The sequence below is a fragment of the Fodinibius sp. Rm-B-1B1-1 genome (assembly GCF_038594945.1).
Lineage (GTDB): Bacteria > Bacteroidota > Rhodothermia > Balneolales > Balneolaceae > Fodinibius > Fodinibius alkaliphilus.
Window position 1 is genome coordinate 688,719 of sequence record NZ_JBCFYD010000001.1, and the last position, 26,185, is coordinate 714,903.

A 26,185-nucleotide genomic window follows, 5' to 3' on the forward strand; every position below is an offset into this window, starting at 1 on the left:
AGCGTTATTTCTCTCGATTCTCCAGATACTTCACCACATATTTGCCCAGCACATCAAACTCCAGGTTTACCGTATCCCCCACTTCTTTGGCATGCAGATTAGTATGTTCAAACGTATAAGGGATAATTGCCACTTTAAACGTTTGGCCTTCTTCACTGGCCACTGTCAAACTGATCCCGTCAATAGCAATGCTACCGCGCCCCACAATTAAATTGCTGTACTCTTCTGGATATTCAATTGTAAACAACCAATCGGTGCCCTCTTGCTCTATTTTTTTGATAATACCCGTTGCATCTACATGACCTTGCACAATATGGCCGTCAATCAACTGGTCGGGGCGGAGAGATCGCTCTAAATTTACAGAATCACCTTCTTTTAGATCACCAATATTGGTTTTACGAAGTGTCTCCTCCACGCTTTGCACGGTAAAGGTTTTGACATCACAAGCCGTAGCCGTATGGCATACTCCATTAATACTAATACTTTGATCTATGCTCACATTATCGGCGAAATCACTGGCGATCGTTATTTCTTTTCCGCCCTCGAGTGATGTAATCGTTTCTACTGTACCAACTGACTTAATAATGCCCGTAAACATGCTCGAATACTTAAATCGTTTTATTTGTTACAAATATCCGGTGAAAAGTAAGTCTTTACCTACCTGCCGCCACTGTACATCTCGGAACTCCATAATTTCTGACATGCGGTTAATACCCACTCCAATAACAGACCGAGTACCCCCGCCAAGCATTTTGGGAGCAATAAAACACTCTACCTTATCAACTAACCGCTGACGCAACAATGCAGATGCTAAATTCTGCCCAGCTTCAACCAAGATTGATGTAACCGGCAAATGCCCCAACTCACGAAGGGCTTCATCTAAATCCGTGTGCCCATCTTTTTGGCCTACCAACAACGTCTTACCTCGAAAGTAATCCGACTGTAGCATACTCAACATCGGGTCAGCTTCATTCTGAAACTTCTCTTCGTTATGGGTCAGTACAATCGTTTTCTCCTCATACTGGTCGGCAAACAAGTTCAAATCATGAGGTAAATCCAGCGGCCCATCAATGACAATACGCTTGGGTTGTCGACCTTCGACATGGCGCACTGTTAATCGCGGATTATCCAAAAGTGCCGTATTACGGCCCACCATCACCGCATCGTACCGGCTACGCCATTCGTGCACTAACGCTCGTGACTCAGGGCCACTAATCCATTCTGAATCACCATCAGGGGCAGCGATATACCCATCTACCGTCTGGGCAATTTTAAGCGTTACAAACGGACGGTTATGCGTCTGGTAATGCAAGAAAAATTCATTCAGTTTCTCTGCCTCTTCCTCAAACAATCCCACATCCACTTCAATATTATGATCACGCAAATGCTGTATTCCCTTGCCCGCCACCTTGGGGGTGGGGTCCTCCATAGCAATAACCACCCGTTTTATTGGCAATCTCGATAAAAGCTCACAGCACGGAGGGGTATTACCGTGATGAGCACAAGGTTCGAGCGTGACATATACAGTAGCTCCATCAAGCTGTTCTGGATCACGAATGGAGTCAACAGCATTTTTTTCGGCATGAGCCTGCCCATAGCGCTCGTGATACCCCTGGCCAACCTTCTTGCCATCGGACGATACAATTACGCATCCCACCATCGGGTTGGGAGAAACGTAACCAGCCCCTCGCTCAGCTATTTCGAGCGCAAGGCGCATCCATTTTTTATCAACTTCACTCATTATAATCGTTACTATTCATCTACTTCTATCGTAAAGTATACCAAACAAAAAAGGGCAAGAAGCGTTCCTTCTTGCCCTATAATACCACTATGTAACTGGTAATTACCCGCGCAATAGTTGGGCTCGGTTATCTTCGATATCCGCTTCCTTCTTAAGCTGTTCAAGCCAAACACTCATAAAGGCCTGGCTTTTCTGTTGACGCAATTGCTGTCGAATCCGTTGTCGAACATCAGCAGTCAAATTATCCAAATTCGCCTCATACAGTTCATCAAGCTGAACAACAAAAGCAGCAGAGGTACCTTCAATGGCACCTGAAAGTTCTCCTTGATTCAATCCAAAGATAGCACCAATAACTCTGGGCTCCCTGCCAGCACCCTCAAGTGTTGCCGAACTCTTAGCCAGCGACTTTACTGATGTTACCTCTTTACCTGAGGCTTCTGCAATACTCTGCAGATCTGTATTTTGTCCCAATAATTCTTCGACCTTAGCAATGGCCTGCTGCTTGCGTTTATTATTTGTTACAATCGTTCTAATTTGCTCTTTAACCTCCTCAAAAGGCTCGGTACCTGCTTCTGTGATCTCACTCACTTTAATAACCACAAACTGTTCAGTGAGTTCAATGGGATCCGAAACCTGTCCCTCATAAGCCGTTTCTAAAAAGCGCATAATCTGCTGACTCTGCCCCAGACCGGAAATAAAGTTATTTCCTTTTGTCGCAAACCCTTCACTTACCTCCAGCTCACGCCGCTCAGCTTCAGCATTAAAGCCATCTTCCTGAGCATAGAAACTAAAGTCATCAGCCGTTTCGGCTCGGGCATCAATAGTTGCAATAGGGTCAGCAGTAATATCCCGGCTAAATACTACAAAACTCACTTCGTTACTTGTTTCATCTAATTTCTTTAACAAGTAAAGCCGCCCTTGGTCCTGAATTACATCCGTAACTTCGCCAACTCCCACATCTAATACCGGCTGATACAGTTCACGAATCTCATCTTTTGCTGTATTCTTTACACTATAGTCAGTTGTGGATTGATAGCGATTAAAAAACAACGAATCATTTTCGGCAGTGGCAAAATCTGACTTCAGCCGATTTACCTCCTCAAACGTTCGGGTTGTATCCTTTGATGTTGGCGTTTTGTCAAAGCTCACATACTGGATACGATATGACTCCTTGCGCTTAAATTCATCCTGATTATCATTGTAGTAGCTACGCAAATCACTTTCCGAAACGGAAACTTCCTCTTCTGATACCTCAGCATACGGGAAACGTACATACGAAACATCAGCATTTGTATTATTACGGATGTACTGTTGCTCAACCTCATATTCACTAACATCCATTGACGACTGCAGATAGTTATTCATTTTCTGCTGCTGACGCTTTTGACGCATCTGTTGCTCAACAGAAATTAACAGCTGAGTATTTTCCGGGGATTCAACCCATGATTGTAAAGCAACCCGGTCGATAGAACCATCTTCATTCGAGAAGTTTTGGCGGATAATAGGATCCGGATTAGGACCTGTAATCATATCAACCACCTCCTGATCGGTAACCGTAATCCCCAAGTCATCCATTTTATCTTGCAATAACTGGCTGTTTACCAAATCGTCCCAAGCCTGCTGTTCGTATTGGGCACGAACTTCGGGTGTCATTGAATTGCCTGTCTGCTGAGAATACTGCTGCGTATAATACTGCAGGCGATTATTATAATCTTCCAGTGAAATAGGTTCTCCATTAACCGATCCAAGTGTTCGGGGACCTTGCTGTATCACATCAAACATATTGGTATCAGCAAGCATCCATAACACTCCGAATGAGAAAATAAGTACCCAGAGAATGGCTCCGGTACTCTTTCTCATTTTATCCATTACACCCATAAAATCCTCTTATCTACGTCTTAATTGATTCAAAAATGACATTCATGTGCTTTTCACAAGCTTCCAAATATACAAGAAGGCAGTGCTAAGAGCAATCTGGCAAGCAGAGAAATTGTTAACGGAATAATCCAAAAAAGATTATTTCCACAAACTACGGTAAACAGTAACTTAAAACACTTCGATAAGCCGCATGTGTTTCAGATATTTGCGTGGATTCTCATTGATATTTTTGATCAAGGAATCCATCTCTCGGCTCATACTTTCCAAATTATCATACAATGCCGGATCATTCACCATCTTGCCAAGACTTCCTTCTCCCGAATTAATTTTGACAAGAATATCCTGCAGTTCACTATTTGTTTTCCTTAGATCTTTACTCAGAACTTCCAACTCATCAATCGATGTATCTAAACCGGCCAGTACCGAATCAACGCGTGACTTATTGCGAGTACTCATTGTATCCACATTTGCTAACACTCGTTCGGCGTGCCGAATACTTGACTCAATCTTAACGCGTTCATTTTCAAGAACAGTGGCGATTTGGTCGGATGTATAATTTAGATTTTGAAATACACTGTCAATTTTCCCTTTGGCCTCATCATCAAGAACATCATTAAGCTGGGCCAAAAAGCTATTTAACTGTTCAAAAGATTCCGAGACATCCTCACTCAAGGCTTCCCCTTCATCTTTAAACGTTTCCATCATGCCCGCGCGGTATTTTCCTTCAATGGTATCACCATAGCTAAGCATCTCTGGGGAATCTCCACGCTCAACCACAATTGCCTTTTCATCGAGCAATCCAGACGATTGTAAATACGCAACTGAATTTTGAGGAATACCTACACCAAGTTCGAAACTTAGCGTTACGGCAACACTATCACTGTCCATAAGTTCCATCTTTTTCACCGAGCCCACTTTTACCCCGTTGATGTAAATATAATTTCCCGGTGAAAGACCATCGGTACGATCAAAGGTGGAGTGTATAATCTGCGACTGACGGAACATAGGCAAGTCACTCATCACTCGATACCCAATAAACCCGATAGCAAGGGCTACTAAAATTGTTAATGCTACTTTTAATTCGTTACTGATTTTCAAAATAACTCCGCTAATTAATTTTTAATTTGATACTCGCTTGCAGTAATAAAATCCATCAACTGTTGATTATCGCTTTTCCTCATTTCCTCAACAGTGCCATGCCAGCACAATTCCTGATTCTCGAGAAATACTACCTTTTCTGCAATCTGTAAAACACTGTGAATATCGTGCGTTACAACAATGGATGTAATACTTAAATTCTCGGCCATAGAGATGATTAAATTATTAATCTCTGACGATGTTTGTGGGTCCAGACCGGAGGTTGGCTCGTCATATACCAAAAAGTCGGGCTGCAGAATGGTAGCCCTGGCCAGTGCTACTCTCCGCTGCATTCCACCTGACAGTTCAGCAGGTGATTTTTCGCCAGTCCCTTCAAGATTAACCATTCCCAAAGCGTCCTCTACTTTAGCTACAATTTTATCTTCAGAAAAGTCTGTGAAGTAACGTAGCGGAAAAGCTACATTTTCAAAAGTATTGAGCGAATCGAACAGAGCCGAACCCTGAAATAATACACCAAAGCGCTGACGCATTTTTCGTAACGCTATGTATTCAAGCTCAAATACATTTTTCCCATCAATAATAACTTCACCCGAATCGGGATACATCAGGGCATTTAAGTGCTTTACCAATACGGATTTCCCACAACCTGAACGACCAATAATAGCAACGGTTTCTCCATCTCCAATATCAAATGAGACATCTTTCCAAACAAGGAGATCGCCAAAACTTTTTTTGAGATTTCGTATTTCTATCATCTTTATTTTTTGAACTTATAAGAACACGGCCGCCAACACAAAATCGGCTAACAGTACATAAATACAACTTAAAACAGTAGCCTGAGTCGTACTATTACCAACTCCTTCGGCGCCACCAGATGCATAATATCCCTTAAAACACGAAACAGAGGTTATTACAAAACCAAATACAAAAGCTTTAAGAATACCAAATGTTACATCCCAGGGATAAAAGAACTCACGTGCTCCCTCCATAAATTCAGCAGGAGGAATTGCTCCCGATAGGCCTCCGGCCACAACACCACCGATAATACCAGAAATACTGGCAAATATATATAACATCGGAAACATAATAAGTCCTGCCAATACACGCGGCAGTACAAGAAATGAAACGGAGTTAAATCCCATTGATTCCAAGGCGTCAATTTGCTCGCTTACACGCATAGTCCCGAGCTCGGTTGCTATACGTGCTCCTACCTTGCCGGCCAGAACCAAACTTGTGATCACTGCCGCAAGCTCAATAAGTAACGATTCGGATGTAATAGCGCCAATTACAGAGATGGGGATAAAAGCAATCTCAAGCTGGTAGGCCGTCTGAATGGTCATTACGGCACCAGTAAAAACCCCCGTCAACAATACAATAGGTACCGACTCGTAACCTATTTTTAAAAGTTCATTAACGAGATTTTTCTTGTAGGTATTTACCTCGTACAACGAACGCAACGACCTGTATAACAACAGGCTATATCTTCCTAATTTTTCTAATGCTTCCATAAATCATATTGTGCTAAAAGAACCTTGGAAACTATTAAATTTATCGGTCGTTGTCATTTCAAACGCATTAATTTTTAGACTATATTAATCCCTGTTGAATTAATTGAAGCAACAACTCATAAATGACCCCCTTTTACGACGACATTATAGATAATATTATAGTGCTAAGGATTTCTATTGCACTATCTATTTTGGCAGTCGTATTCCTGCTTGGTTCTTTGGGATACCATTTTATCGAAGGTATGCCCTTTTTTGATGGGTTTTATATGACTTTCATCACTATCACCACTATAGGTTTTACCGAACTGAAAAACCTGTCGCAGATGGGCCGTATCTTAACGATGGTACTATTTGTTATGGGGATTGGGGTAATCTCTTATATTGCCTCTCAAACAACACAGCTTATATTTGAAAGTGAAATTTTTAGGATTCGAGCTATGAAAAAGCAACTCCAAAAGATGGAGCAACATTATATTATTGCAGGCTATGGCCGCATTGGTCACCGTATTGCAGAAGTGCTAAAAGATGCAGATATCCCCATTGTTGTTATTGATAATAGGGAAAGCAGTCTCGAACGGGTAAAAAATGAAAACCTGCTATATGTAGCCGGTGATGCTCAAGATGAGGACGTTCTTAAAGAGGCCGGAATTGAACGAGCCAAAGGATTAATCTGCACCTTGTCAAGAGATCAGGATAATGTTTTTGTAACGCTCATTGCTCGTGATATAAATTCCGATATCTTTATTCTTGTGCGAACGAACCATCACCATAATACCAAAAAGATTTTGCGTGCCGGTGCCGATAAAGTAATATCCCCGTATGAAATTGGAGCAGACCGAATGGCCAATGTGATATTGCGTCCAAATGTTGACCAATTTATGAACCGCATTTTAGATGGCACCACCCAAGATCACGTGTTCGATGAGGTTAAAGTTTTTGAAGGATCTGAATTAGCAAACAAAACGTTACAAGATGCTCAGATTCGGCAAAAGTATTTTGTCGTCATTATTGCCATCATTCCAGAAGACCAAGAAAAAATTCAATTTAATCCAGGTAGCCAAGACAAAATCTCAGTTGGCGACTCTCTAATTGTACTGGGTGATTTTGAACGTATAAAACATCTCAGAGAAAAGGGATGTAAAGACTTTCGCACACTCGAGGAACGCGTTTCAAATCATGACTTCATAAATAACCTTAACTCTCCAAAAAATAATATCCAATCTACATGATACGATACTTAACGGCCGGCGAATCACACGGACCACAACTGACAGGCATCGTTGAAGGAGTACCAGCAGGATTGCCTATTACCGAAGACGAAATTGCCCTGCACTTGGCACGCCGTCAAAAAGGATATGGACGCGGCGGACGAATGGCTTTTGAAAAAGATCGCGCTGATATTTCATCGGGTGTCCGCTTTGGCAAAACAACGGGAGCTCCTATTGCCCTGCAGATGCCCAACCGTGCTCATAAAAAAGACGATTCTAACTGGCCCAAAGTATTAGCTAAAGAAGGGGATGGTGAAGATGTTGAAAAGATTACCGTTCCACGTCCCGGGCATGCCGATCTTACTGGTATCCAAAAGTATCGTTATGATGATATACGTCCCGCCATTGAGCGTTCAAGTGCCCGCGAAACGGCTATGCGCGTAGCCTGCAGTTCCATCGCTCGAAAATTTCTAAAACATTTTGGAATTGAAATCGGCGGCCATGTTACCCGGATCGGCAGCGTGGGGTATGATAATTCCTGGGAGGATGTTCGAGCTATTACAGATCCGCTTGCTGAAAAGGGCGCTGAAACTATTTTTGAAAAGTCTGATGAGTCACCCGTTCGATGTCTTGACGAAGAACTTACCCAAGAGATGCGCGACCTGATTATCAAGCGTCGTAAAGAGGGTAGCTCCCTTGGCGGACATTGGGAAGTTATCGTCACCGGACTACCGGCAGGTCTTGGCAGTTTTGTCCACTGGGACCGCAAGCTCGAAGGGCAACTGGCTCAAGCTATCATGGGTACCCAAGCCATGAAGGGGTTTGAAATAGGACAAGGATTTGAATCCGGACGGCGTCATGGACAAGTGGTACATGACGAAATTTCTTATGAAGATGACACGTACAAACGGAAGACCAACCGCATGGGAGGCATCGAAGGTGGAATTACAACCGGTATGCCGCTCATTATCCGAGGCGTCATGAAACCTATCCCTACCATGCTTACTCCTATCGATACAGTAGATATCGAAACCAAAGAAAAGAAAGACACCCGCTACGAACGGTCGGACGTGTGTGCATTGCCGCGAGCTATTGTGGTGATGGAAAGTGTAATTGCACCCGTGCTTGCCAATACCTTTTTAGAAAAATTTGGCGGCGACTCTATCGAGGAAATTGAAGAACGCTATCAACATCAATAATAACCCTTTATCAATTAAAGATAACAATGATGTATGGTTGCAATTTCTGTATTTTCTTGTTGGAACATAAAATACCGTCCCTAACTCTAACGTTACTGTAACCTATTATGAGTTCAGAGGAACAATCTAAAATAAAGCAACTGGCTCGACAGATTAAGAATAATCCCGGCGATTCCTTCTCGAAATTTGCCCTTGCACTTGAGTTTCGCAAAGGGGGCGAATTCAAGAAAGCACGTATTTTGTTTGAGGATATCTTGTCGAGCGATCCCGAATATGTAGGCGTCTATTATCATTTAGGGAAGCTTTATGAAGCTTTAGACCATTTGAGCGAGGCTGCAGAATTGTATCAAAAAGGTATACAAGTGGCAGTACGCCAAAAAGAGCAGCGCACTGAAAAGGAACTCAGAGAAGCTCTTATGCAAGTAGAAACGGAAATGGAAGAACGATCAAGCTGATGATAAAACTATCTTTTTTTAAGACTTTTGCACTCCTCCTTTTTACAGTATTCTGCATTACCAGTAGTTCATGGGCACAAACAAATACCCATACCGTCAAACAGGGCGAAACATTGTTTAGTATTGCCCAACAATACGATGTAGATGTAAACCAAATACGAGATTGGAATAACCTGCGCGGCAATGAACTTTCGGTGGGACAAACCCTACTTATTAGCCAACCCTCTTCCAATGCAGCTATTACCCATACAATACAGCGTCAAGAAACCCTCTTTTCAATATCGAAACAATACAATGTGAGTATCGCTGAAATAAAAAGCTGGAATCAATTATCAGCAAATAACCTTCAGGTGGGGCAAGAACTTACGATCTATCCTTCCAAAAAATCGAATCAGCAACAACAGTCATTAGTCGTTGATCAAAACACGCAACGTAATAGTTACTATACCGTAAAGAGTGGCGATTCACTCTACAAGATTGCAGACGAGTTTGATATGACCGTCGATGAGCTAAAATCTCTTAACGACTTGAGCTCCAATACCATCCGGGTAGGACAACAGCTTACGGTGCAGGGTAAATCAACCCCACCGCCTTCGGTTGCCGTTAACAATGTTGACTCTTCTCCGCAAGGCAAATTTGTAGTCCATACGGTTTCACAATCCCAAACATTACAAGAACTGCTTAGTACCTTTCGTATGGATGAAGAAGAATTTCAGGCTTTAAATCCTAATAGCAATAATAAAAATTTCCGGAAAGGTGATGAAGTTACAGTATTAGCCCCTCCAACCCGAACCTTTGAAAATCCCTATCTAAACAGCTCCGATTTGCAGGATTTAGGTTCTACCGCTGTATCGCAATACAGTGAAAGTGAACGGGGAAATCCTACCACCAATGGAGAGTTGTATAATCCCGAGGAATTAACGGCCGCACATTCTAATATCACGCTTGGCTCCATTATCTTTATCAAAAGTAACGACAATGATAAAGGAGTATATGTACGGATCAATGACCGACATTCGGGAAATGGACTCAAGCTTTCATCAACGGCTTGGCAAACTTTGAACTTTTCTAAAGAACTGCCAACAGTCACCATTTACCAAAATCAATGAGTAAGCTTACAAATCCTATAAAACGGTATTTTAGAACTACCAACACCCTTTTATACAGCTATCTTATCAGCCTTCCCCTGTTACTGCTGTACGAAGTACTCATCTTTTTAGCCCAACCTGATACAGAGCAGGTAGTACGTATTTCGGTCGATATATGGATCAAGACTCTATTTTCTTACGTTGGGCAAGATGTCGTTTCTATTACGCTTATTTTGGTAGCTCTTATTGGACTCGTTGTGCTTTACCGTGAACGAAAAAAATTAGGGTCGCTAAAGACAAGTTATTTTTTTACAATGCTGGTTGAAGCATCGTTTTATGCCTTTCTATTGGCCATTCTGATTTCAACCACAGTCAGCGGTCTACTGCAAATAGTTCAACTATCACCTGTAGAAACGTTATCGACGCTACAACAACTTGCTCTTTCGTTGGGGGCCGGCCTTTACGAAGAATTGTTTTTTCGCGTCTTATTAGTTTCAGCACTTCTATACGTTTTCAAAAAAATATTCACCAAACAATCTGTTGCTTTTATTGCAGCCATGTTGTTAGCAGCAGCCATTTTTAGCTTGGTTCACTATTTTGGCGTTTATGGTGATCCCTTTACATTCGGTTCATTTTTATTCCGTTTCTTATTTGGTCTGGCATTAAACGCCATTTACCTATGGCGGGGCTTTGGTATGGCGGCATGGACTCATGCTATTTACGATCTGATGGTCATCGTATTTTAATTTTGTAAGATTGTAAAAGCTTATACCATCAACTATATAGTTTTCCCCGATATCAACTGCATTAACTTTGACTATAAGGTTTATCAGTTAAAACAATTAACGTTTTAACGTGATAATTGATATCATAAGATTTGTTATATTTGATGACAAGGGGAAAGTGCTATGATAATGAGTGTGATCATGATATCCACCACCTCATTGCATTACTTAATCATATTTGACTTAACAACAAACAGTTAAGCTATCGGGATGGCCGAATTAACCAGAGAAGAAATCCAAAAGCAGGAAGATTTCGAGGAAGAAATTGTTCCCCACTTGGATGCTATGTACAACTTTGCCCTTCGCCTCACCTCTGACCCAAGTGACGCCGAAGATCTTGTCCAGGATACTATTGTTAAAGCATTTCGCTTTTTCAGCAGTTATGAGAAAGGTACGAATGCAAAGGCATGGCTATTCCGTATCCTAAAAAACTCCTATATCAACAATTATCGAAAGCAATCGAAAAAACCCAATCAGGTTGATTACGACGAGGTATCTTCTTTTTACGAAACAATTCGTGCCGACCGAACCGATACCTCCGATCTGGAAGACAAGATGTTTCGTGAGCTTGTTGATGATGACATCTCCCAGGCATTAGAAGAATTGCCCGAAGACTTCAGGACGGTCGTACTGCTCTGTGATGTAGAAGGATTTACGTACGAAGAAATTGCAAATATGCTTGATGTTCCTATTGGAACTATCCGATCTCGACTGCACCGTGGACGCAACCTTCTAAAAGCCCAGCTCAAAGAATACGCTGAAAAACGAGGCTATAAGGAAGATTAGTCCCAGCCGGCTTATACCTTAGCAGATTGTATCTCTTCTTTATCTTGTGATTTCTGTTTCTCTTCTGCCCGCAGGATAATACGCATAGTCGTTCCTTCTCCCAGTTCCGATTTATGAATCAAGAGCTTCCCTTTGTGATACTCTTCAATGATTCGCTTCGTAAGGCTTAACCCAAGCCCCCAACCCCTTTTTTTAGTACTATAGCCCGGTTTAAAAATTTCGCCCTGATATTTCTTTTCAATGCCTACTCCCGAATCTTTGATATCTATAAACACCTCGTCTTCCACCCGTTCTAATCGCACTGATACATACGACGATGTTGTACTCGATTTAATAGCATCCATCGCATTTTTAATAAGGTTTTCAAGTGCCCATTGAAATAGATCAGCATTAACTTTTGCCCGTACATTTGAATCAACTGTCCGCAGCACATCAACATTTTTACCCAACTGGGGCAGTCGCTGCTCCATATAATCCATCACCTCCTCAATAATAGGCTTCAGCCGCTGGGGATTTAACTCTGGTTCGGAGCCAATTTTATTAAACCGCTCTGCCACTCCGCGCAACCTGGTAATATCGTTTTCCAACTCATTACAAATTCGCTGTGTAAAGTCATCCTCCTTTTCTTCTCGTAACAACTCTACCCAACCGTATAAACTCGAAAGTGGAGTTCCCAACTGGTGTGCCGCTTCTTTCGTCATACCCACCCACAAGTTAGATTGTTCAGACTTCGCAATCGTTCGATAACTTATATACCCAATCCCAAGCAGCACCGCCAGCAAGCTTAATTGGATATAGGGAAAATACCTGAGATACCGTACTGTAGGACTCTCCCCGTAATAAACGTATTGTGTCTGAGAGTACTCTTCATTGCCGATCGTTATTTCGATGGGATCATGCATAGCCGCAAACTGATCAATTAATTCCTGATCTACCGGATCATCTACATGATTATTGAAAATAATTTCACCCCGTTCATCCACAATAATTCGTGGTACCTGAAATCGATCTTCGCTTAATACAATCTCCTGAGTCACAAATGTTTGGGATGCCCGATCGGCCTCAGCTTCTTCAATCATTGATATAATCCGGTCAGGTACCGAAGTATTGCTTCGCAGATAATCCGATGCCGCCAACAATTTCTGGCTAATATCTTCCTGCGTAGGATTACCTGTATACTCAATGGCTTTTGCCCAAAGCTCTATGCCCGATCGCTCTTGAACGAGTATTCGATTGATCAAATACTGATTGTAAGCAAACGACCCTATGGCAAGCAAAATGAGCAATCCAACTAAAACAATATTTATCCTGTTGGACGTAAGCTGAATTTTCATATCGGTACAAGTAGAATCAGGACTTAGTATAGGTATAAGTACCGTATATTTTACAAAATAAAAAAGGCATCACCGAATCGGTGATGCCTTTAAAATATGATAACAGTCTTTCTATGCCGAGGCTTTTCGCTTCTCGTATACCGGTGGAGCCTCATCAAGTACGGTTTCACGAGTAATTACACATCGTTCAATATTATCCATTGATGGCAAGGTATACATAATTTCCAGCATTGAGGATTCCATAATAGAACGTAATCCTCGAGCACCGGTACCACGTTCAAGCGCTTTTTCAACAATCACTTCGAGAGCCTCTTCTTCAAAAACAAGCTCTACTCCCTCCATCTGAAAGAGCTTCTTGTATTGCTTTACAAGCGCATTTTTGGGCTTAACAAGGATCTCAACCATCGCATCTTTATCCAGCTGATGCAACCCAGAAATCACTGGTAATCGCCCAATAAGCTCAGGAATCAATCCAAAACGCTGCAGGTCTTGCGCCTCAACGTGCGTAAAAATATCCGGATTATCCTTATCAAAAGTTACCTGTTCATCAGAATGGAACCCCATTGAGCTAACCGATAAACGCTTAGCAATAATATCTTCCAGCCCGCTAAAAGCACCGCCACATATAAACAGAATGTTAGACGTATCTACCTGTATAAAACTTTGCTCAGGATGCTTACGTCCACCTTTAGGTGGAATATTAGCTACCGTACCTTCCAGAATCTTAAGGAGTGCTTGTTGTACTCCTTCTCCAGATACATCGCGCGTAATTGAAGGGTTATCGCTTTTACGCGCAACCTTGTCAACCTCATCAATATAGACAATACCGCGCTTGGCCTGTTCCACATCATAGTCAGCAGACTGCAACAGACTTGATAAAATACTTTCTACATCCTCACCAACATATCCAGCTTCGGTGAGAACAGTCGCATCCGCGATGGTAAAGGGTACATCAATAATATCGGCCATCGTTCGAGCCAGCAGCGTTTTACCGCAACCCGTAGGGCCGAGCAAAATTATATTACTCTTTTCCACTTCGGTATCGTCAAACTCATCGCCCATATCCGAGCTAATGCGTTTGTAGTGATTATATACCGCTACCGATAGTGTTTTCTTAGCTCCGTCTTGGCCAATCACATATTCATCTAACCGAGATTTTATCTCAGCCGGTTTTAACAGCGGTTTATAATTCTTTTCCCGCTTCTCTGACATTGAAGCCAGATCACTTTTTACGATACCCGAAGCATCGGCCACACACCGATCACAGATATACACATCATTAGGACCGGCGACCATGCTATTTACTTCATGGCTTGACCGCCCACAAAATGAACAGTGGATTGTCTTGTCGTCATTATTCTCTTGGTCGCTCATAGTCCGATAACTAAATTCTTATTACTCTTCGTCTTTTTTACGCTTCATAATATTATCAACCAAACCGTACTCCTTGGCCTCTTCGGCCGCCATCCATTTGTTACGGTCGGTATCTTCCATAACTTCATCTACTGATTTGCCACTATGGTTAGCAAGCACTTCACTAATCAGCTTTTTGATACGCAAAATCTCTTGAGCCTCAATTTCAATATCACTGGCTTGTCCACGCACACCACCCAGCGGTTGGTGAATCATAACACGAGAATTAGGCAGCAAATTTCGCTTACCGGCAGCCCCACCAGCCAATAGTACAGCTCCCATCGATGCGGCCATACCCACACATGTTGTAGCCACATCACACTTCACATATTGCATGGTATCATAAATGGCGAAACCTGATGACACAACGCCACCCGGGCTGTTGATATACAAATTGATATCCTTTTCTGGATCCTCCGATTCCAAGAACAACATCTGTGCTACAATAGAACTTGCTACCGCATCATTTACCGGAGTACCTAAAAAGATAATGCGATCCTTAAGCAGTCGAGAATAAATATCAAAAGCACGTTCGCCACGCTCGGTCTTTTCGACGACCATAGGCACCAGGTTATTATTCTGGATGCGATCAGCTTGTCCGTTGTCGTTGGGCATTTCGTATAATGGTTGTTTTTCCATAGGTAACTCGGAAATAAAAATTTTATTCAACTAATACTGATTAGAAACTACGCCTTAATCTTTTCGTCGTGCTTCTCTTGATAGGTTTCTTTATCAATTTCATTAATATTAACCTCATCTTTCAACCTATCAAATACCTTGTCTTCACGAATACTGTTCCTCAGGCTTTCCAACTGTTGCGGATTCTGTGCAAACATATTCCGCATCTGATCAACCTCAATACCATAACGCGAAGCCTCAGCCTCTAAGTGTTGATCTATATCTTCGGGTTTTATCTCGATATCATCAAATTTTTCTTGCAGCTTCTCATTCAAGAAAAACCACTTAGCATCGCGAATAGCGCGATCTTCCATATTCTCCTTGTATTCCTCTTCATCGAAATCAGGCGGCAGCTGTCCTTGTGACTGCTGCTTCACACGTTCAACATATTGGTTTTGCACCTGACTCTTAAATACTTCGGGAACATCGAACTCATGCTTTTCAACAAGCGCATCGATGATATCGTTCTTGAAAAGATCATCGGCAGACTGATCGTAATAATCCTGAATCTTACTTTTCATCAGGCTTTTAAACTCATCTACATTCTTAGCCTCATTATTCGATGCCTTCTTTGCAAATTCATCTGTGAGATCAGCCTTGTGAAGCTTCTCTACTTTTTTAACGATCAGCTTAAAGCTGTGCGTATGATCTTCGTGCCCAACCTCTACTTCAACTTCATCACCAACCTCATGACCCAACAGATCTTCACCAAACTGCTTAGACTCTTCTTGAGTCAGGTCAATGGTTTCTTCAGTTTTATTTTCCTCTTCGGGTTCTCCATCATCATCCAATGGAATAGCATCAACCGTTACCCGTGTTTCTTCGGTAATTTCTTCCTCGACCTCTTCCCAATTGCCCTGCTGCTTACGCTGACGATCAATCTCTTCTTGAACTTCATCATCAGTAACATCATGTACAAGTCGATCAACCTCAACCTTGCTCAAATCCGTAAGCTCAAACTCCGGACGTGCCCCAATCTTGAACTTTGCTTCCAGCTCATCATTTTCCCAGTTCAGCTCAAGCATCTGGCTTTCGCCTACCGGCTCATATTCAGGAACCACCTCATTTTCAAATACTTCCTGAACGTATTTGCCGACCTCTTCCTGCTCAATCTCATCGCCAAAACGCTTACGTACAATTTTCAACGGCACCTTGCCAGGACGAAACCCGGGCATATTAATTTGGCCGCGATATTTTTTGTACGCCTCTTTAAATTTAGGCTCCAGATCTTCACGATCGGCTGAAATAATTAACTCTTTATCGACAGAGGTTATATCGTTTACAGTAATTTCCACAGAACTACTCCGAATGGTCTTTGATTATGACAATAAAATAATAAGTGATAACATGCTAAGTACGAGAGGGGGGACTCGAACCCCCACGCCTTAAAGGCACTAGATCCTAAATCTAGCGCGTCTACCAATTCCGCCACTCTCGCAGGTACTTTCAACATTTGGCAAAACAATTAGCTTTACCAGAATTTGAGAGTCTCGAAAAATATGGCTTTTTTCTTCTGATTTCAACACAAATAAAACATGTATTTCTGTTGAAAGAGCTATGAGTCATTTCAGCAATTTTGTAATTTTGGCGTTGCATCGAAACCCTAATACTGACTCCCCTTACCCATGTTTTATAACTTACGGTTGGTATACATTACCACAAAAAACAAACAAGAAGCTAAATCCATCGGCAAAACGCTGGTAAAAGAACAATTAGCTGCGTGCGTTAATATCGTCGAAGGCATGGAATCCATTTACCGCTGGGAAGGTGAAATTGTAGAAGACACTGAAACCATCCTCATCGCGAAAACTCCCTACCACAACGTTAAAGAACTTACGGAACGCGTTAAAACACTACACAGCTACGATTGTCCCTGTATTATATCACTGCAACTGACCGAACAGGAAGGGAATGAAGAATATCAGCGATGGATTATCAAGAATTCCCAAAAACAAGAGATTGACTACGAAGTAGAGGACATTTAGCCGTTGTTGTGCAGGCCACACTCTGTTTTGGAAAGATTACTCCATCGGCCTTCTCGTCCCTGTCCCGGTGCCGTACAATGCGTACAACCCACTGACTGATATCCTTTTTCCTTCAGCGGATGTTCGGGCAAGCCATGACTCTCAATGTATTCTTCAACCAATGATGAATTCCAGTCGATCAGCGGATAAAACTTAATCAACTCATCATCGTCATCCATAATAGGCAAACTATTACGATGCCGATTCTGGAATCCAATCAGCCCCGACATCCACACCTTGTAGTCATTTTTGACACGATCAAGGGGTTCCACCTTATTAATTTCGCAACACTTATCAGGATTGTGATCCCACAACTCATTTTTAAATGTTTTCGTATGCTGGTTGGGGTCGGGGCGCAAATCAATCACATTTAAATCCAACAAACGCGTCAGCCGATTCTTATAATCAATCGTCTCTTCAAAATGATATCCCGTATCAATAAAATAGATGGGACAACCGGGCTTAATTCTGCTAACCAGATGCAATAACACAGCGGAGGTAGTTCCAAAAGAGGATGTTACCAGCACATCCCGGAACGTGTTAAACACCTGAGCTACACGAGCATCAACAATTTTTGCCGAAAGCGACCGATTTATCTTTTCTTTATTGACCAGATACATATAGATTCGTGATTAAGCTTCAATTTAAACAAGTCATAATCTAACAGTGAGTGTTGTAAAAGTCGAACGCCAAAATCATATTTGTCGCGCCGTAATTGACAGACCCAAATCCCATAATGCCATCAATTTTGCAGTGATGGATGCATTAGAAAACCTACTTGACGAGTTGGAACAAAATTCCAATATCCGCTGCTTTGTTTTATCGGGATCTGGGAATAAAACATTTATTTCGGGAGGCGATCTCAAAGAATTTCATACTATTAAAACGGCTGAAGAAGCCAAACCAATGGCTCGGCGAATGCTCACTATACTGGAACGCATCGAAAAACTGCCCTGCTGGACGATTGCTGCTATTAACGGTGCGGCTTACGGTGGTGGATGTGAAATAATGCTCGCCTTTGATTTTAGGATGGCAACCCCAAATGCTACTTTCGGTTTTACCCAGGGCAAATTTTACCTGCCACCAGGATGGGGTGGCTTAACACGCCTTGTCGAAAAAGTCGGTCGGTCTACAGCACTACTTTGGCTGGCCGAAGCTAAAGTTATTGATGCTGAATCAGCTTTGAACCACAAACTTATCAACCATGTTATTGAAAGCAATGACTTTCGGGATGGCGTTCGATCCAAGGCAGAAACTCTTATTAAAAATGATCGGGCTTTCATTAAAAATCTCAAGAGTGGGGCAATGAAATTGACACAAGCACGATGGAAAGCGATAAATGCCGAACTTGATTCCTTTGCCAAGTTCTGGGAAAGCGAACTCCACGAAGAGCGAGTGGAACGGTTTCTAAATCGCAAAAAAGAATAATATCCACATAGCCTGGTGGTTAACCATCAGGCTAAAAGCAAACTCCTGTTACTTTTTGACCTTTTTTCGGAGGTACATCTTAGTTTCGTAGCGGTCTCCTTTTCTGAACAATTCCACCCGCATCGAATCACCCTCTTCATACTCACGAAACAGGGCTTGGGCATGCATCTTACTCTGGATACGCTCTTCTCCAATTCGTAAGATAATATCGCCCGGTACAATGCCTGCCTCAAAAGCCGGCCCATCTTTATTTACACTATTGACCAACAATCCCCGCAATGCGGGCAAATTATACTTCAAGACCAGCTGGCGCGTCATTTCAACAGTGTTAAAACCAGGATCATAAGATAGGGTTACCTCTCCTGTAGTAGATAGTTGACGAATAATTTTTTGTACTCTGTTGCTGGGAATGGCAAAACCAAGCCCCACATTCCCCCCGCTGGTGCCTCCAGTATAAATAAAAGTATTTACTCCTATTACTTTACCCTCACTGTCAACCAGTGGCCCGCCCGAATTCCCCCTGTTGATCGCAGCATCAGTTTGAATCATATCCATATATACACGGGGCTCATTAGGATTGGGACGAAAATCACGATTCTTCGCGCTCACCACGCCTACCGTCACTGATGGCTTCGCCGACTCAAATAACCCAAAAGGATTCCCCACTGCCAACGACCATTCCCCAACCAGTACGCTATCCGAATCACCGAACTCTACCGCTGGAAAGGGATGATCAGCCTTAATTTTTAACAGTGCCAAATCCGCAAGCTCATCTTCACCCAATACCTCCGCCTCATACTGCGAACCATCCGGCAATGATACTACAACCCGCTTGGCATGCCGATTTGCAACATGCTGGTTTGTTACTACCAACCCATCTTCATTGATGATAAACCCCGATCCCATACTGCTCACCTCACGCTCAATGGGTACCGGGATAAAGCGATTGTAATACTCACTAAACTCCAGGCGGCGACCGCCTTGTACCATCTCCGTAACCGTAATACTTACCACAGCCGGACTTACTCTTTGAACTGCCTCGGTTATCGCGGTTCGCCTGCTTGTCGTAATTTGTTGGTTGGCATTTTGCCCTGTATTAATATCTGAATTATCGGTTTGGATGCCATCAGCAGAAAAGGACTCTGTATTACTTTTTTGGGTTGTATCTTCAATAACGGATGAAATATTTGCGCCCGTAGCTTCAGAAAATCCACCAGTCTTTGCCAACTGTGATTCTCTGTTGCTATCGGTACAACCTGCCGATAGCAATCCAAAAGAAAGGACAACCGCTAATAGAGAAACGGACTGCTTAACCATCAAGTAAAAAATTTATTACGACTTATCTACACTAACCAGCTGTTCAGCTCCAATCTCTACCAAATCTTCGATTGCTTCCTCTAACGGCCCGGGATGCCAAGCACCAGAAGCCTTTTTATGTCCGCCGCCACCTACTTTTCGGGCCCACTTATTTACGTCCACATCATTGCTTTTAGATCTTAGACTCATCTTGACACCATCACCCAGCGCCTTAAATAATATTGCAGCTTTAATTCCAGCTACACTCAGCGGATAGGCGACGAATCCTTCACAATCGTCATTCGTAGTATTGGTCTCTTCCAGCATCTCTTTCGTAACGTACATGATAGCAATTTGATTGTCCTCAAATAACTCTATCGTACTCATCGCCTTGCTAAGTAGATGCAGCTGGTTAAGACTTTTGGTTGAAAACACTTTTTCGGCCACCTCATTGGGACGAAACTCACCCAATCGAAGTAACTCTGCTGCAATATTCATTGTTTCGGGGGTAACGCTGTCATACTGCAGCGATCCTGTATCTGTTAAAATACCGGTATATAGAGCTTTTGCCACGTTTTCATCAACCTGAGAAATATCGTTTTGCAAAAAGAGATGAAAGACAAGCTCACAGGTCGAAGATGCTTCCTCTACCGATATCGACATATCAAAACCGTCGTAAGGGTCAGGATGATGGTCAATCATAAAGGAGGGTTTGGGATCATCCTGCACATAATCAGAATAGCTACCAAACCTTTTGGGGGAATTTCCATCAAGCACCAAAAAAGCATCACACTTTTTCAGTAATTTCTCCTCCGGCTTGTGAATGGGATAAAAATCGCTGAGCCATTGTAAATTCAACGGCACATCGTCATCATTAAAGCCAATGGCATTTACACCATTTTTTTCTAACCACAAACAAGCTGCCACCTGGGCACCGATACAATCCCCATCCGGGCGGATGTGCGAATAAACACCCACAGTGTCAAACTCTTGCAGTTTTTGAATGAGTTCTTCAAACATAATGGCCTTTTATAGCGCGAAAAATAAGCTTAATAAAATGGTATATAGCGTGGAAGAAAGCAATATTTTTTTGGAACTAAATTCTTTCTCCATTATATCGTATCATTAAACAAAAAGTACACCTGAAAGCCTTTAAACGCATTTTTGATGAAAACGGTACTTATTCTTTGCAATGGCAAGCCTCCATCACAAGAACTATTCCACGAATATCGAGCGAACGCAGATTACTTTATTGCCGCTGATGGAGGGGCCAATATCGCCCTTGCATGGGATACATTTCCCGATGTTGTTATCGGCGATTTAGATAGTTTTAAAGGCAATGGGGATGCTCCCTTTGAGATTATATTTCGTCCCAGCCAGCAAAGTAATGATTTAGAGAAGGCTCTTTCCCATGCTCAAAAAGAACACGGTACACATATCAATATTCTTGGAGCTACCGGACACCGACTGGACCAAACGCTTAAAAATCTATCCGTACTTAAGAAATACGACACTTATTTTGAGCAAATACTTTTAATTGATGATTTCGGAAAAACACAACTATTGTCCAATTCTTTTACATCTCCCATAACAGTTGGCACACAGGTTTCTCTGTTCCCACTCTCGGGCAGGGTTTCGGGTATCACTACCAACGGACTTAAATATCCCCTCGATAATGAGACTTTAGAAAATGGCGTGCGTGATGGCTCCTCAAATGAAGTCGTTGATTCACCGATTGAAATCACTCATAAAAAAGGAGATCTGCTTCTCTATACGAAACACTTTTCGGATTGACCCCTCATTCATTTCAAGATATCTTCCATTCATCTTAACATAACAATACCACATTGTCTGAACTACAATTCACCCTATTCGACTGGAGCCTCATACTAAGTTACTTCGGGCTATTAGTTTACCTTACCTGGCAGCGCGAATGGGAGGAAACCGATGAAGAATCCTTTTTATTATCGGGCCGCAAAATGAGCCTTGCTGCATTTGTAGCTACCTTAGTATCCACTTGGTATGGCGGCATTTTGGGGATTGGAGAATTCAGTTACCAAAACGGGATATCAACCTGGCTGATCCTTGGGTTTCCCTTCTACGTATTCTCAGCCCTTTTTGCATGGCTACTGGCTGGTAAAATCCGCATGAACAAAGCACTTTCACTCCCTGAAGCAGTTGGCAATTTTTATGGCGATACAGCAGGGCGTTTTTCTGCCATCCCTATTTTCATCTTAGTAAGTCCGGCCCCTTACATTCTCATGCTCGGGCTAATATTTCAATATTTAACAGGAGGGACTGGCCATTTTCTCTGGTATGCCAGCGCGGTAGCACTATTTTCGGTAGCCTATGTTATTTTCGGGGGATTTAATGCCGTTGTCCACACCGATATGCTCCAAATTGCTCTCATGTTTATCGGGTTTATTTTTCTGATCACCTTTGCCGGAATGGAATTTGGCGGATTGGGAGAACTGTGGGAGACTGTCCCTGCTGACTTCAAAAACATTACCGGCGGTGAAAGCATACAGTACATCCTCGTTTGGTTTTTTATCGCCCTGTGGACTTTTGTAGATCCCAGCTTTCACCAGCGCGCCGCAGCAGCAAAATCTCCCAAAACAGCTAAAAACGGGATTTTTATTTCCATTCTCCTGTGGTCAGCATTCGACTTTTTGACTGTTTTTAGCGGCATGTATGGCTTTGCTATTCTTGGGGATACGCTGGCAGAACCGATTATGGTTTATCCATATCTGGCCAATGAAATATTACCCATTGGTCTCAAAGGACTCTTTTTCGTAGCACTGCTGGCTACCATTATGTCTACATTAGACAGCTACCTGTTCTTATCGGGACAAACCCTGGGACGCGACCTGCTTGTTAAGATTTTTCCCAATACAAACAACAATACGCTAACGCGAATAAGCACGTTGGCAGCAGCCCTCTTAGGCATTTTACTTATCATCATATTCCCCAGCGTCATAGATCTGTGGTATGTTATTGGGTCGGTGATGATTCCCGGTTTACTGATCCCCGTGCTTGGAGTCTATCTACGATTTTTCACATTAAAAAAACCGTGGGTACTTCCTACAATGGTGGGCAGTATTGGGGTATCACTGGCATGGCTCATCCTGGGTACCATCACCAGCGACGGTACATACAACTATACGTTCTGGGGAATCGAACCATTTTATCCGGGACTCACAGCAAGTATTATACTTTGGCTACTGGGAAGAAAAGATAATGGGGATCTGTTTGAGGAAACTGATTTTGCCAAAGATGAAATAGTAGGAGATCCCAAGTAAACCTTCTCCAATCAGAAAAAGGTATTGGGCGAAAATATCTTTACGTACTCTTTAGAATGTGCCCTAAGTTTAACTTGTGGATAGGAATCAAATACTTCATAGCCATAGCATCTTTCTCGATATTGAGTTCGCCCGTTCGCCGGAAATCCACGATACAGTATCCCTCAAACGCACGTACTACTTCGCCAATCCCGTAATATTCCGGGCACGGACCATAGTAAACCAAGTCCCCGAGCTGGATATTATTATTCGCCCTGCGGTTATACGGATAAATAACCGGCAGCCGATCGAGTCGATATGATAGTCGTTTCTTTGTTGCCATGAAGGCTTAATATACGGGATTAGAAATCCCTTTTTCTAATGACAAATTTTCGGGTATTCTTGTCAGGTGCTTCAATAGAAATCCAAATGGCATGAGGTGGAATAAGTTCGAGAATTCGCTCCGGCCATTCGATAACAGTAACTCCTTCGCCATAAAAATATTCTTCGGCCCCAATTTCCAGTGCTTCCCGGGGCGATTCCATACGGTAGCAGTCGAAATGATATAACGTCTTATCCCCGTAATATTCGTTGATCAAGGTAAAGGTTGGAGAACTAACCTCATTCCCGTCAATCCCAAACCCTTCGGCCATCCCCTTAACAAAATGGGTTTTACCAGCTCCCAACTCTCCCTCCAAACAAACAACATCGCCAATAGATAACGCATCTATAAAAGCGCGTCCTTTGACAATTGTTTCGTCTGGTGATGTAGTCGTAAACTCTTTCTCCATAATCAGTTCTCATCTAAGAGAGTAAAATAATAAGCTTGCTAACTTTCCCGCTGTCATAATGTAGACTTTGGGCGGAGCGTAGAAATAGGCAAAATCATCTCTTCCATGCTTGTCCCACCATGCAAAAACGTATCGCGATAGCGATTTTGATAGCGGTGATAGTTGGTAGGATACACAAAGTAGTAATCTTCTTTCGCAATAATATAATTATTAGAATGCCCCGGCGTCGGCAACTTGTAATCTGCCGGATTTTCAATAATCATTGCAGCATCTTCATTGGCTGATAAATTGCGCCCATACTTATATCGCAAACTGGTAGAAGTTTCTCGATCTCCATAGACCTTCGTATCGCGAAGTGCACGAACGGCGCCATGATCGCTGGTTACCACGATGACCACCTCCTCATCAGCCAGTAGCTTAAAAATTTCGAATAGGGTAGAGTGCTGAAACCATGTTTTTGTCAGCGACCGAAAGGCCGGCACATCGGGGGCAATCTCTTTGAGCACATCAGAATCAGATCGCGAGTGCACCAGGGTATCCACAAAATTGTACACAAACGTGCTAAGTGGTACCTGTAGATAATTGTGGATATTATCTGTTAAGTTTTGCCCCTCTTCGGTTTTAAGTACCTTTTCATACTTCACCTTTTTATCGATGCCCTTGCGCTTCAACTGTTTAACCAGCAGTTCCTCCTCAAACTGATTTAACGAGCTCTCATCTTCGCCCTGGCTCCACAGCCGGGGATAAATATCTTCGATTTCGAGCGGAAACAATCCCGAAAAAATAGCATTTCGAGAATAGGGTGTGGCCGTTGGTAAAATGGAATAGTAAAAATCGGTATCAATCGCATAATCCTCATTCAACAGATCTTGAAACATCAGCCACTGATCATACCGCATACAATCAATGACTAAAAACAGGGTTTTTTGCCCGTTTTTAACATGCGGTAACACATACTCACGGACAATATCAGTCGATAGGGCCGGCCGTTCCGGGGTAGATTGATTAAGCCACGACCGGTAATTTCGTCCTACAAAACGACTGAACATCTTATTGGCTTCACGATACTGATCAGCTAACACTTGCCGCAGCGACTCATCACCCGACTCCAAATCGATATCCCACTGCGTAAGCTGCTTATAAATGTTAATCCACTCCTCCCAATCCGTTTCTTCATGGATCCTTCCCGATATCTCATTAAAGTCGCGCAGATATGATTGCGCAAACTTCTCATTGCGAATGCGGCGACGCTCCAAAATTCGCTTTATCGTCAATACAATTTGGTTGGGATTAACCGGCTTAATCAAATAGTCAGAAATCTTGCCGCCAATTGCATCCTCCATGATCGACTCTTCCTCACTCTTAGTAATCATCACGACAGGCAAATTCGCATTTATCGTTTTGATCCTATTGAGTGTAGCCAATCCATCCATTCCCGGCATCTGCTCATCCAAAAACACAATATCAAACGGTTGTTCCTTGATGAGTGTAATCGCATCTTTGCCGTTCGTGACGGGGGTGACTTCAAAGTCTTTATTTTCCAAAAAGATAATGTGAGGCTTCAGCTGATCGATCTCGTCATCCGCCCATAAAATACGTGTAGCCATCAGGATTCTGTTGCATTAATTTGAATCCTTAAGTTTGATAAATGGCATCAATTTATCCAATCGTTTTTGCGCAATTCCCTTAATTTTTTTGAGCTCCGAAAACGACTCAAATCTCCCGTGCTCCTGGCGATAGGTAACAATACGTTTGGCATAGGTCGGGCCAATACCAGGCAGCGTCTTCAATGCCTGTTCATTTGCTGTATTCACGTTTATTTTATCCCCAGAAGAGGCTTTAGCGGTACGTTCTTCCTGACTTCCATTCCTCTCATTAGAGGTAGAATCCTTTTCAACCGTATCAACTACAGTTCGTTTAACCACGGACTTGTCGGATGGATAATACTGCTCCAACAATTTTTCCTCTTCTGCATTGATCAACGCTGTTCGCTCGGCAAACTGTTCTTCAAGTTCGCGATACTCATCCCCATCAAAAGGAACCGACGACGACAAAGCAAGGTTCAACACTCCCAAAGCAACCAATAATATCAGCAGGGCTGTTATCGTCTTGCGTTCGCCCGGTGCAATTTTCAACTTTTCCAGCCAGAAAAATAATGTTCTCTTCATAGGTATCCTCTCTTAAAATTATTAATCCC

Annotated in this window: 27 protein-coding genes and 1 tRNA gene; 10 read left to right on the forward strand and 18 right to left on the reverse strand. The window is 42.6% G+C overall.

The window, feature by feature from the left end:
- Nucleotides 1-4: 4 nt before the first annotated feature.
- From AAFH98_RS03140 to AAFH98_RS03165, 6 genes are all read right to left on the reverse strand, one after another.
- The gene (locus AAFH98_RS03140; protein ID WP_342521218.1) at nucleotides 5-598 is read right to left on the reverse strand and encodes a riboflavin synthase; all 594 of its coding nucleotides are present in this window, start codon (nucleotides 596-598) and stop codon (nucleotides 5-7) included.
- A 27-nt stretch (nucleotides 599-625) separates the two neighbouring features.
- Nucleotides 626-1,741, reverse strand: coding sequence for a bifunctional diaminohydroxyphosphoribosylaminopyrimidine deaminase/5-amino-6-(5-phosphoribosylamino)uracil reductase RibD (ribD, locus tag AAFH98_RS03145; protein WP_342521219.1), 1,116 nt, complete (start codon nucleotides 1,739-1,741; stop codon nucleotides 626-628).
- Nucleotides 1,742-1,843: 102 nt separating this feature from the next.
- The gene (locus AAFH98_RS03150; protein WP_342521220.1) at nucleotides 1,844-3,601 is read right to left on the reverse strand and encodes a peptidylprolyl isomerase; all 1,758 of its coding nucleotides are present in this window, start codon (nucleotides 3,599-3,601) and stop codon (nucleotides 1,844-1,846) included.
- A 186-nt stretch (nucleotides 3,602-3,787) separates the two neighbouring features.
- Nucleotides 3,788-4,717 carry an MlaD family protein gene (locus AAFH98_RS03155; RefSeq protein ID WP_342521221.1) on the reverse strand — a complete coding sequence of 310 codons (930 nt, stop codon included), beginning with the start codon at nucleotides 4,715-4,717 and terminating at the stop codon, nucleotides 3,788-3,790.
- Between the two features lie 14 nt (nucleotides 4,718-4,731).
- Nucleotides 4,732-5,472: an ABC transporter ATP-binding protein gene (locus AAFH98_RS03160; RefSeq protein ID WP_342521222.1), complete on the reverse strand. Its 741-nt coding sequence runs from the start codon at nucleotides 5,470-5,472 to the stop codon at nucleotides 4,732-4,734.
- Nucleotides 5,473-5,487: 15 nt separating this feature from the next.
- The gene (locus AAFH98_RS03165) at nucleotides 5,488-6,225 is read right to left on the reverse strand and encodes an MlaE family ABC transporter permease (protein ID WP_342521223.1); all 738 of its coding nucleotides are present in this window, start codon (nucleotides 6,223-6,225) and stop codon (nucleotides 5,488-5,490) included.
- Nucleotides 6,226-6,347: 122 nt separating this feature from the next.
- Between AAFH98_RS03165 and AAFH98_RS03170 the strand changes: the two genes are divergently transcribed.
- The 6 genes from AAFH98_RS03170 to AAFH98_RS03195 all read left to right on the forward strand — a co-directional run bounded on the left by AAFH98_RS03170 (nucleotide 6,348) and on the right by AAFH98_RS03195 (nucleotide 11,746).
- The gene (locus tag AAFH98_RS03170) at nucleotides 6,348-7,454 is read left to right on the forward strand and encodes a potassium channel family protein (RefSeq protein WP_342521224.1); all 1,107 of its coding nucleotides are present in this window, start codon (nucleotides 6,348-6,350) and stop codon (nucleotides 7,452-7,454) included.
- Nucleotides 7,451-8,632: a chorismate synthase gene (gene aroC / locus AAFH98_RS03175; protein WP_342521225.1), complete on the forward strand. Its 1,182-nt coding sequence runs from the start codon at nucleotides 7,451-7,453 to the stop codon at nucleotides 8,630-8,632. Before AAFH98_RS03170 ends, aroC begins: the two co-directional genes overlap by 4 nt.
- 107 nt (nucleotides 8,633-8,739) lie before the next feature.
- Nucleotides 8,740-9,087: a tetratricopeptide repeat protein gene (locus tag AAFH98_RS03180; RefSeq protein WP_342521226.1), complete on the forward strand. Its 348-nt coding sequence runs from the start codon at nucleotides 8,740-8,742 to the stop codon at nucleotides 9,085-9,087.
- Nucleotides 9,087-10,196, forward strand: coding sequence for a LysM peptidoglycan-binding domain-containing protein (locus AAFH98_RS03185; RefSeq protein ID WP_342521227.1), 1,110 nt, complete (start codon nucleotides 9,087-9,089; stop codon nucleotides 10,194-10,196). Before AAFH98_RS03180 ends, AAFH98_RS03185 begins: the two co-directional genes overlap by 1 nt.
- Nucleotides 10,193-10,921 carry a CPBP family glutamic-type intramembrane protease gene (locus AAFH98_RS03190; RefSeq protein ID WP_342521228.1) on the forward strand — a complete coding sequence of 243 codons (729 nt, stop codon included), beginning with the start codon at nucleotides 10,193-10,195 and terminating at the stop codon, nucleotides 10,919-10,921. The genes AAFH98_RS03185 and AAFH98_RS03190 overlap by 4 nt, the downstream gene beginning before the upstream one ends.
- Nucleotides 10,922-11,170: 249 nt before the next feature.
- The gene (locus AAFH98_RS03195) at nucleotides 11,171-11,746 is read left to right on the forward strand and encodes a sigma-70 family RNA polymerase sigma factor (RefSeq protein WP_342521229.1); all 576 of its coding nucleotides are present in this window, start codon (nucleotides 11,171-11,173) and stop codon (nucleotides 11,744-11,746) included.
- A gap of 11 nt (nucleotides 11,747-11,757) precedes the next feature.
- Here AAFH98_RS03195 and AAFH98_RS03200 read toward each other — a convergent pair whose 3' ends face one another.
- From AAFH98_RS03200 to AAFH98_RS03220, 5 genes are all read right to left on the reverse strand, one after another.
- Nucleotides 11,758-13,080, reverse strand: coding sequence for a HAMP domain-containing sensor histidine kinase (locus AAFH98_RS03200; protein ID WP_342521230.1), 1,323 nt, complete (start codon nucleotides 13,078-13,080; stop codon nucleotides 11,758-11,760).
- A 111-nt stretch (nucleotides 13,081-13,191) separates the two neighbouring features.
- A complete protein-coding gene (gene clpX / locus AAFH98_RS03205; protein ID WP_342521231.1) occupies nucleotides 13,192-14,454 on the reverse strand; it encodes an ATP-dependent Clp protease ATP-binding subunit ClpX in 1,263 nt (420 codons plus the stop codon).
- 21 nt (nucleotides 14,455-14,475) lie between these two features.
- Nucleotides 14,476-15,108 carry an ATP-dependent Clp endopeptidase proteolytic subunit ClpP gene (gene clpP, locus AAFH98_RS03210; protein WP_342521232.1) on the reverse strand — a complete coding sequence of 211 codons (633 nt, stop codon included), beginning with the start codon at nucleotides 15,106-15,108 and terminating at the stop codon, nucleotides 14,476-14,478.
- A gap of 71 nt (nucleotides 15,109-15,179) precedes the next feature.
- On the reverse strand, nucleotides 15,180-16,466 hold the full coding sequence (gene tig, locus AAFH98_RS03215) for a trigger factor (RefSeq protein ID WP_342521233.1): 1,287 nt from the start codon (nucleotides 16,464-16,466) through the stop codon (nucleotides 15,180-15,182).
- Between the two features lie 60 nt (nucleotides 16,467-16,526).
- A tRNA-Leu gene (locus AAFH98_RS03220) sits at nucleotides 16,527-16,609 on the reverse strand.
- Between the two features lie 187 nt (nucleotides 16,610-16,796).
- On the opposite strand from AAFH98_RS03220, the gene cutA reads away from it, so the two are divergent.
- Complete coding sequence (cutA, locus tag AAFH98_RS03225) at nucleotides 16,797-17,156, forward strand: divalent-cation tolerance protein CutA (protein WP_342521234.1); 360 nt, start codon at nucleotides 16,797-16,799, stop codon at nucleotides 17,154-17,156.
- Here the strand turns inward: cutA and AAFH98_RS03230 are convergent.
- Nucleotides 17,153-17,815, reverse strand: a complete 663-nt coding sequence (locus AAFH98_RS03230; RefSeq protein ID WP_342521235.1) for a phosphoadenylyl-sulfate reductase — start codon at nucleotides 17,813-17,815, stop codon at nucleotides 17,153-17,155. The two genes, cutA and AAFH98_RS03230, sit on opposite strands and share 4 nt — an antisense overlap.
- Nucleotides 17,816-17,861: 46 nt before the next feature.
- Here AAFH98_RS03230 and AAFH98_RS03235 point away from each other — a divergent pair, with 46 nt between their 5' ends.
- Nucleotides 17,862-18,623, forward strand: coding sequence for an enoyl-CoA hydratase/isomerase family protein (locus AAFH98_RS03235; protein WP_342521236.1), 762 nt, complete (start codon nucleotides 17,862-17,864; stop codon nucleotides 18,621-18,623).
- Between the two features lie 48 nt (nucleotides 18,624-18,671).
- On the opposite strand, the gene AAFH98_RS03240 is transcribed toward AAFH98_RS03235, so the two are convergent.
- Together AAFH98_RS03240 and AAFH98_RS03245 are read right to left on the reverse strand one after the other, a co-directional pair.
- Nucleotides 18,672-19,940 (reverse strand): S1C family serine protease, encoded by a 1,269-nt coding sequence (locus tag AAFH98_RS03240; protein WP_342521237.1) that lies wholly within the window; start codon nucleotides 19,938-19,940, stop codon nucleotides 18,672-18,674.
- A gap of 15 nt (nucleotides 19,941-19,955) precedes the next feature.
- Nucleotides 19,956-20,939 (reverse strand): DHH family phosphoesterase, encoded by a 984-nt coding sequence (locus AAFH98_RS03245; protein ID WP_342521238.1) that lies wholly within the window; start codon nucleotides 20,937-20,939, stop codon nucleotides 19,956-19,958.
- Between the two features lie 147 nt (nucleotides 20,940-21,086).
- On the opposite strand from AAFH98_RS03245, the gene AAFH98_RS03250 reads away from it, so the two are divergent.
- Both AAFH98_RS03250 and AAFH98_RS03255 read left to right on the forward strand, forming a co-directional pair.
- Nucleotides 21,087-21,713 (forward strand): thiamine diphosphokinase, encoded by a 627-nt coding sequence (locus AAFH98_RS03250; protein WP_342521239.1) that lies wholly within the window; start codon nucleotides 21,087-21,089, stop codon nucleotides 21,711-21,713.
- 53 nt (nucleotides 21,714-21,766) lie between these two features.
- Nucleotides 21,767-23,218: a sodium:solute symporter family protein gene (locus AAFH98_RS03255; protein ID WP_342521240.1), complete on the forward strand. Its 1,452-nt coding sequence runs from the start codon at nucleotides 21,767-21,769 to the stop codon at nucleotides 23,216-23,218.
- Between the two features lie 40 nt (nucleotides 23,219-23,258).
- Here AAFH98_RS03255 and AAFH98_RS03260 read toward each other — a convergent pair whose 3' ends face one another.
- The 4 genes from AAFH98_RS03260 to AAFH98_RS03275 are packed head-to-tail and all read right to left on the reverse strand — an operon-like array spanning nucleotide 23,259 to nucleotide 26,156.
- Nucleotides 23,259-23,540, reverse strand: a complete 282-nt coding sequence (locus AAFH98_RS03260) for a hypothetical protein (protein ID WP_342521241.1) — start codon at nucleotides 23,538-23,540, stop codon at nucleotides 23,259-23,261.
- A 19-nt stretch (nucleotides 23,541-23,559) separates the two neighbouring features.
- Nucleotides 23,560-23,988, reverse strand: coding sequence for a tRNA (adenosine(37)-N6)-threonylcarbamoyltransferase complex ATPase subunit type 1 TsaE (gene tsaE / locus AAFH98_RS03265; protein ID WP_342521242.1), 429 nt, complete (start codon nucleotides 23,986-23,988; stop codon nucleotides 23,560-23,562).
- 53 nt (nucleotides 23,989-24,041) lie between these two features.
- The gene (porX, locus tag AAFH98_RS03270) at nucleotides 24,042-25,595 is read right to left on the reverse strand and encodes a T9SS response regulator signal transducer PorX (RefSeq protein ID WP_342521243.1); all 1,554 of its coding nucleotides are present in this window, start codon (nucleotides 25,593-25,595) and stop codon (nucleotides 24,042-24,044) included.
- Nucleotides 25,596-25,610: 15 nt separating this feature from the next.
- Entirely contained in the window at nucleotides 25,611-26,156 is a 546-nt protein-coding gene (locus AAFH98_RS03275) for a ComEA family DNA-binding protein (RefSeq protein WP_342521244.1), read from the reverse strand.
- Nucleotides 26,157-26,185 lie beyond the last annotated feature (29 nt).

Excerpts from the sequence above, each read along its gene's own strand:
- AAFH98_RS03140 (WP_342521218.1), bottom strand. The coding sequence starts at position 598 with ATGTTTACGGGCATTATTAAGTCAGTTGGTACAGTAGAAACGATTACA.
- ribD (WP_342521219.1), bottom strand. The coding sequence starts at position 1,741 with ATGAGTGAAGTTGATAAAAAATGGATGCGCCTTGCGCTCGAAATAGCT.
- AAFH98_RS03150 (WP_342521220.1), bottom strand. The coding sequence starts at position 3,601 with ATGAGAAAGAGTACCGGAGCCATTCTCTGGGTACTTATTTTCTCATTC.
- AAFH98_RS03160 (WP_342521222.1), bottom strand. The coding sequence starts at position 5,472 with ATGATAGAAATACGAAATCTCAAAAAAAGTTTTGGCGATCTCCTTGTT.
- AAFH98_RS03165 (WP_342521223.1), bottom strand. The coding sequence starts at position 6,225 with ATGGAAGCATTAGAAAAATTAGGAAGATATAGCCTGTTGTTATACAGG.
- AAFH98_RS03170 (WP_342521224.1), top strand. The coding sequence starts at position 6,348 with ATGACCCCCTTTTACGACGACATTATAGATAATATTATAGTGCTAAGG.
- aroC (WP_342521225.1), top strand. The coding sequence starts at position 7,451 with ATGATACGATACTTAACGGCCGGCGAATCACACGGACCACAACTGACA.
- AAFH98_RS03180 (WP_342521226.1), top strand. The coding sequence starts at position 8,740 with ATGAGTTCAGAGGAACAATCTAAAATAAAGCAACTGGCTCGACAGATT.
- AAFH98_RS03185 (WP_342521227.1), top strand. The coding sequence starts at position 9,087 with ATGATAAAACTATCTTTTTTTAAGACTTTTGCACTCCTCCTTTTTACA.
- AAFH98_RS03190 (WP_342521228.1), top strand. The coding sequence starts at position 10,193 with ATGAGTAAGCTTACAAATCCTATAAAACGGTATTTTAGAACTACCAAC.
- AAFH98_RS03195 (WP_342521229.1), top strand. The coding sequence starts at position 11,171 with ATGGCCGAATTAACCAGAGAAGAAATCCAAAAGCAGGAAGATTTCGAG.
- AAFH98_RS03200 (WP_342521230.1), bottom strand. The coding sequence starts at position 13,080 with ATGAAAATTCAGCTTACGTCCAACAGGATAAATATTGTTTTAGTTGGA.
- clpX (WP_342521231.1), bottom strand. The coding sequence starts at position 14,454 with ATGAGCGACCAAGAGAATAATGACGACAAGACAATCCACTGTTCATTT.
- clpP (WP_342521232.1), bottom strand. The coding sequence starts at position 15,108 with ATGCCCAACGACAACGGACAAGCTGATCGCATCCAGAATAATAACCTG.
- cutA (WP_342521234.1), top strand. The coding sequence starts at position 16,797 with ATGTTTTATAACTTACGGTTGGTATACATTACCACAAAAAACAAACAA.
- AAFH98_RS03230 (WP_342521235.1), bottom strand. The coding sequence starts at position 17,815 with ATGTATCTGGTCAATAAAGAAAAGATAAATCGGTCGCTTTCGGCAAAA.
- AAFH98_RS03240 (WP_342521237.1), bottom strand. The coding sequence starts at position 19,940 with ATGGTTAAGCAGTCCGTTTCTCTATTAGCGGTTGTCCTTTCTTTTGGA.
- AAFH98_RS03245 (WP_342521238.1), bottom strand. The coding sequence starts at position 20,939 with ATGTTTGAAGAACTCATTCAAAAACTGCAAGAGTTTGACACTGTGGGT.
- AAFH98_RS03250 (WP_342521239.1), top strand. The coding sequence starts at position 21,087 with ATGAAAACGGTACTTATTCTTTGCAATGGCAAGCCTCCATCACAAGAA.
- AAFH98_RS03260 (WP_342521241.1), bottom strand. The coding sequence starts at position 23,540 with ATGGCAACAAAGAAACGACTATCATATCGACTCGATCGGCTGCCGGTT.
- tsaE (WP_342521242.1), bottom strand. The coding sequence starts at position 23,988 with ATGGAGAAAGAGTTTACGACTACATCACCAGACGAAACAATTGTCAAA.
- porX (WP_342521243.1), bottom strand. The coding sequence starts at position 25,595 with ATGGCTACACGTATTTTATGGGCGGATGACGAGATCGATCAGCTGAAG.
- AAFH98_RS03275 (WP_342521244.1), bottom strand. The coding sequence starts at position 26,156 with ATGAAGAGAACATTATTTTTCTGGCTGGAAAAGTTGAAAATTGCACCG.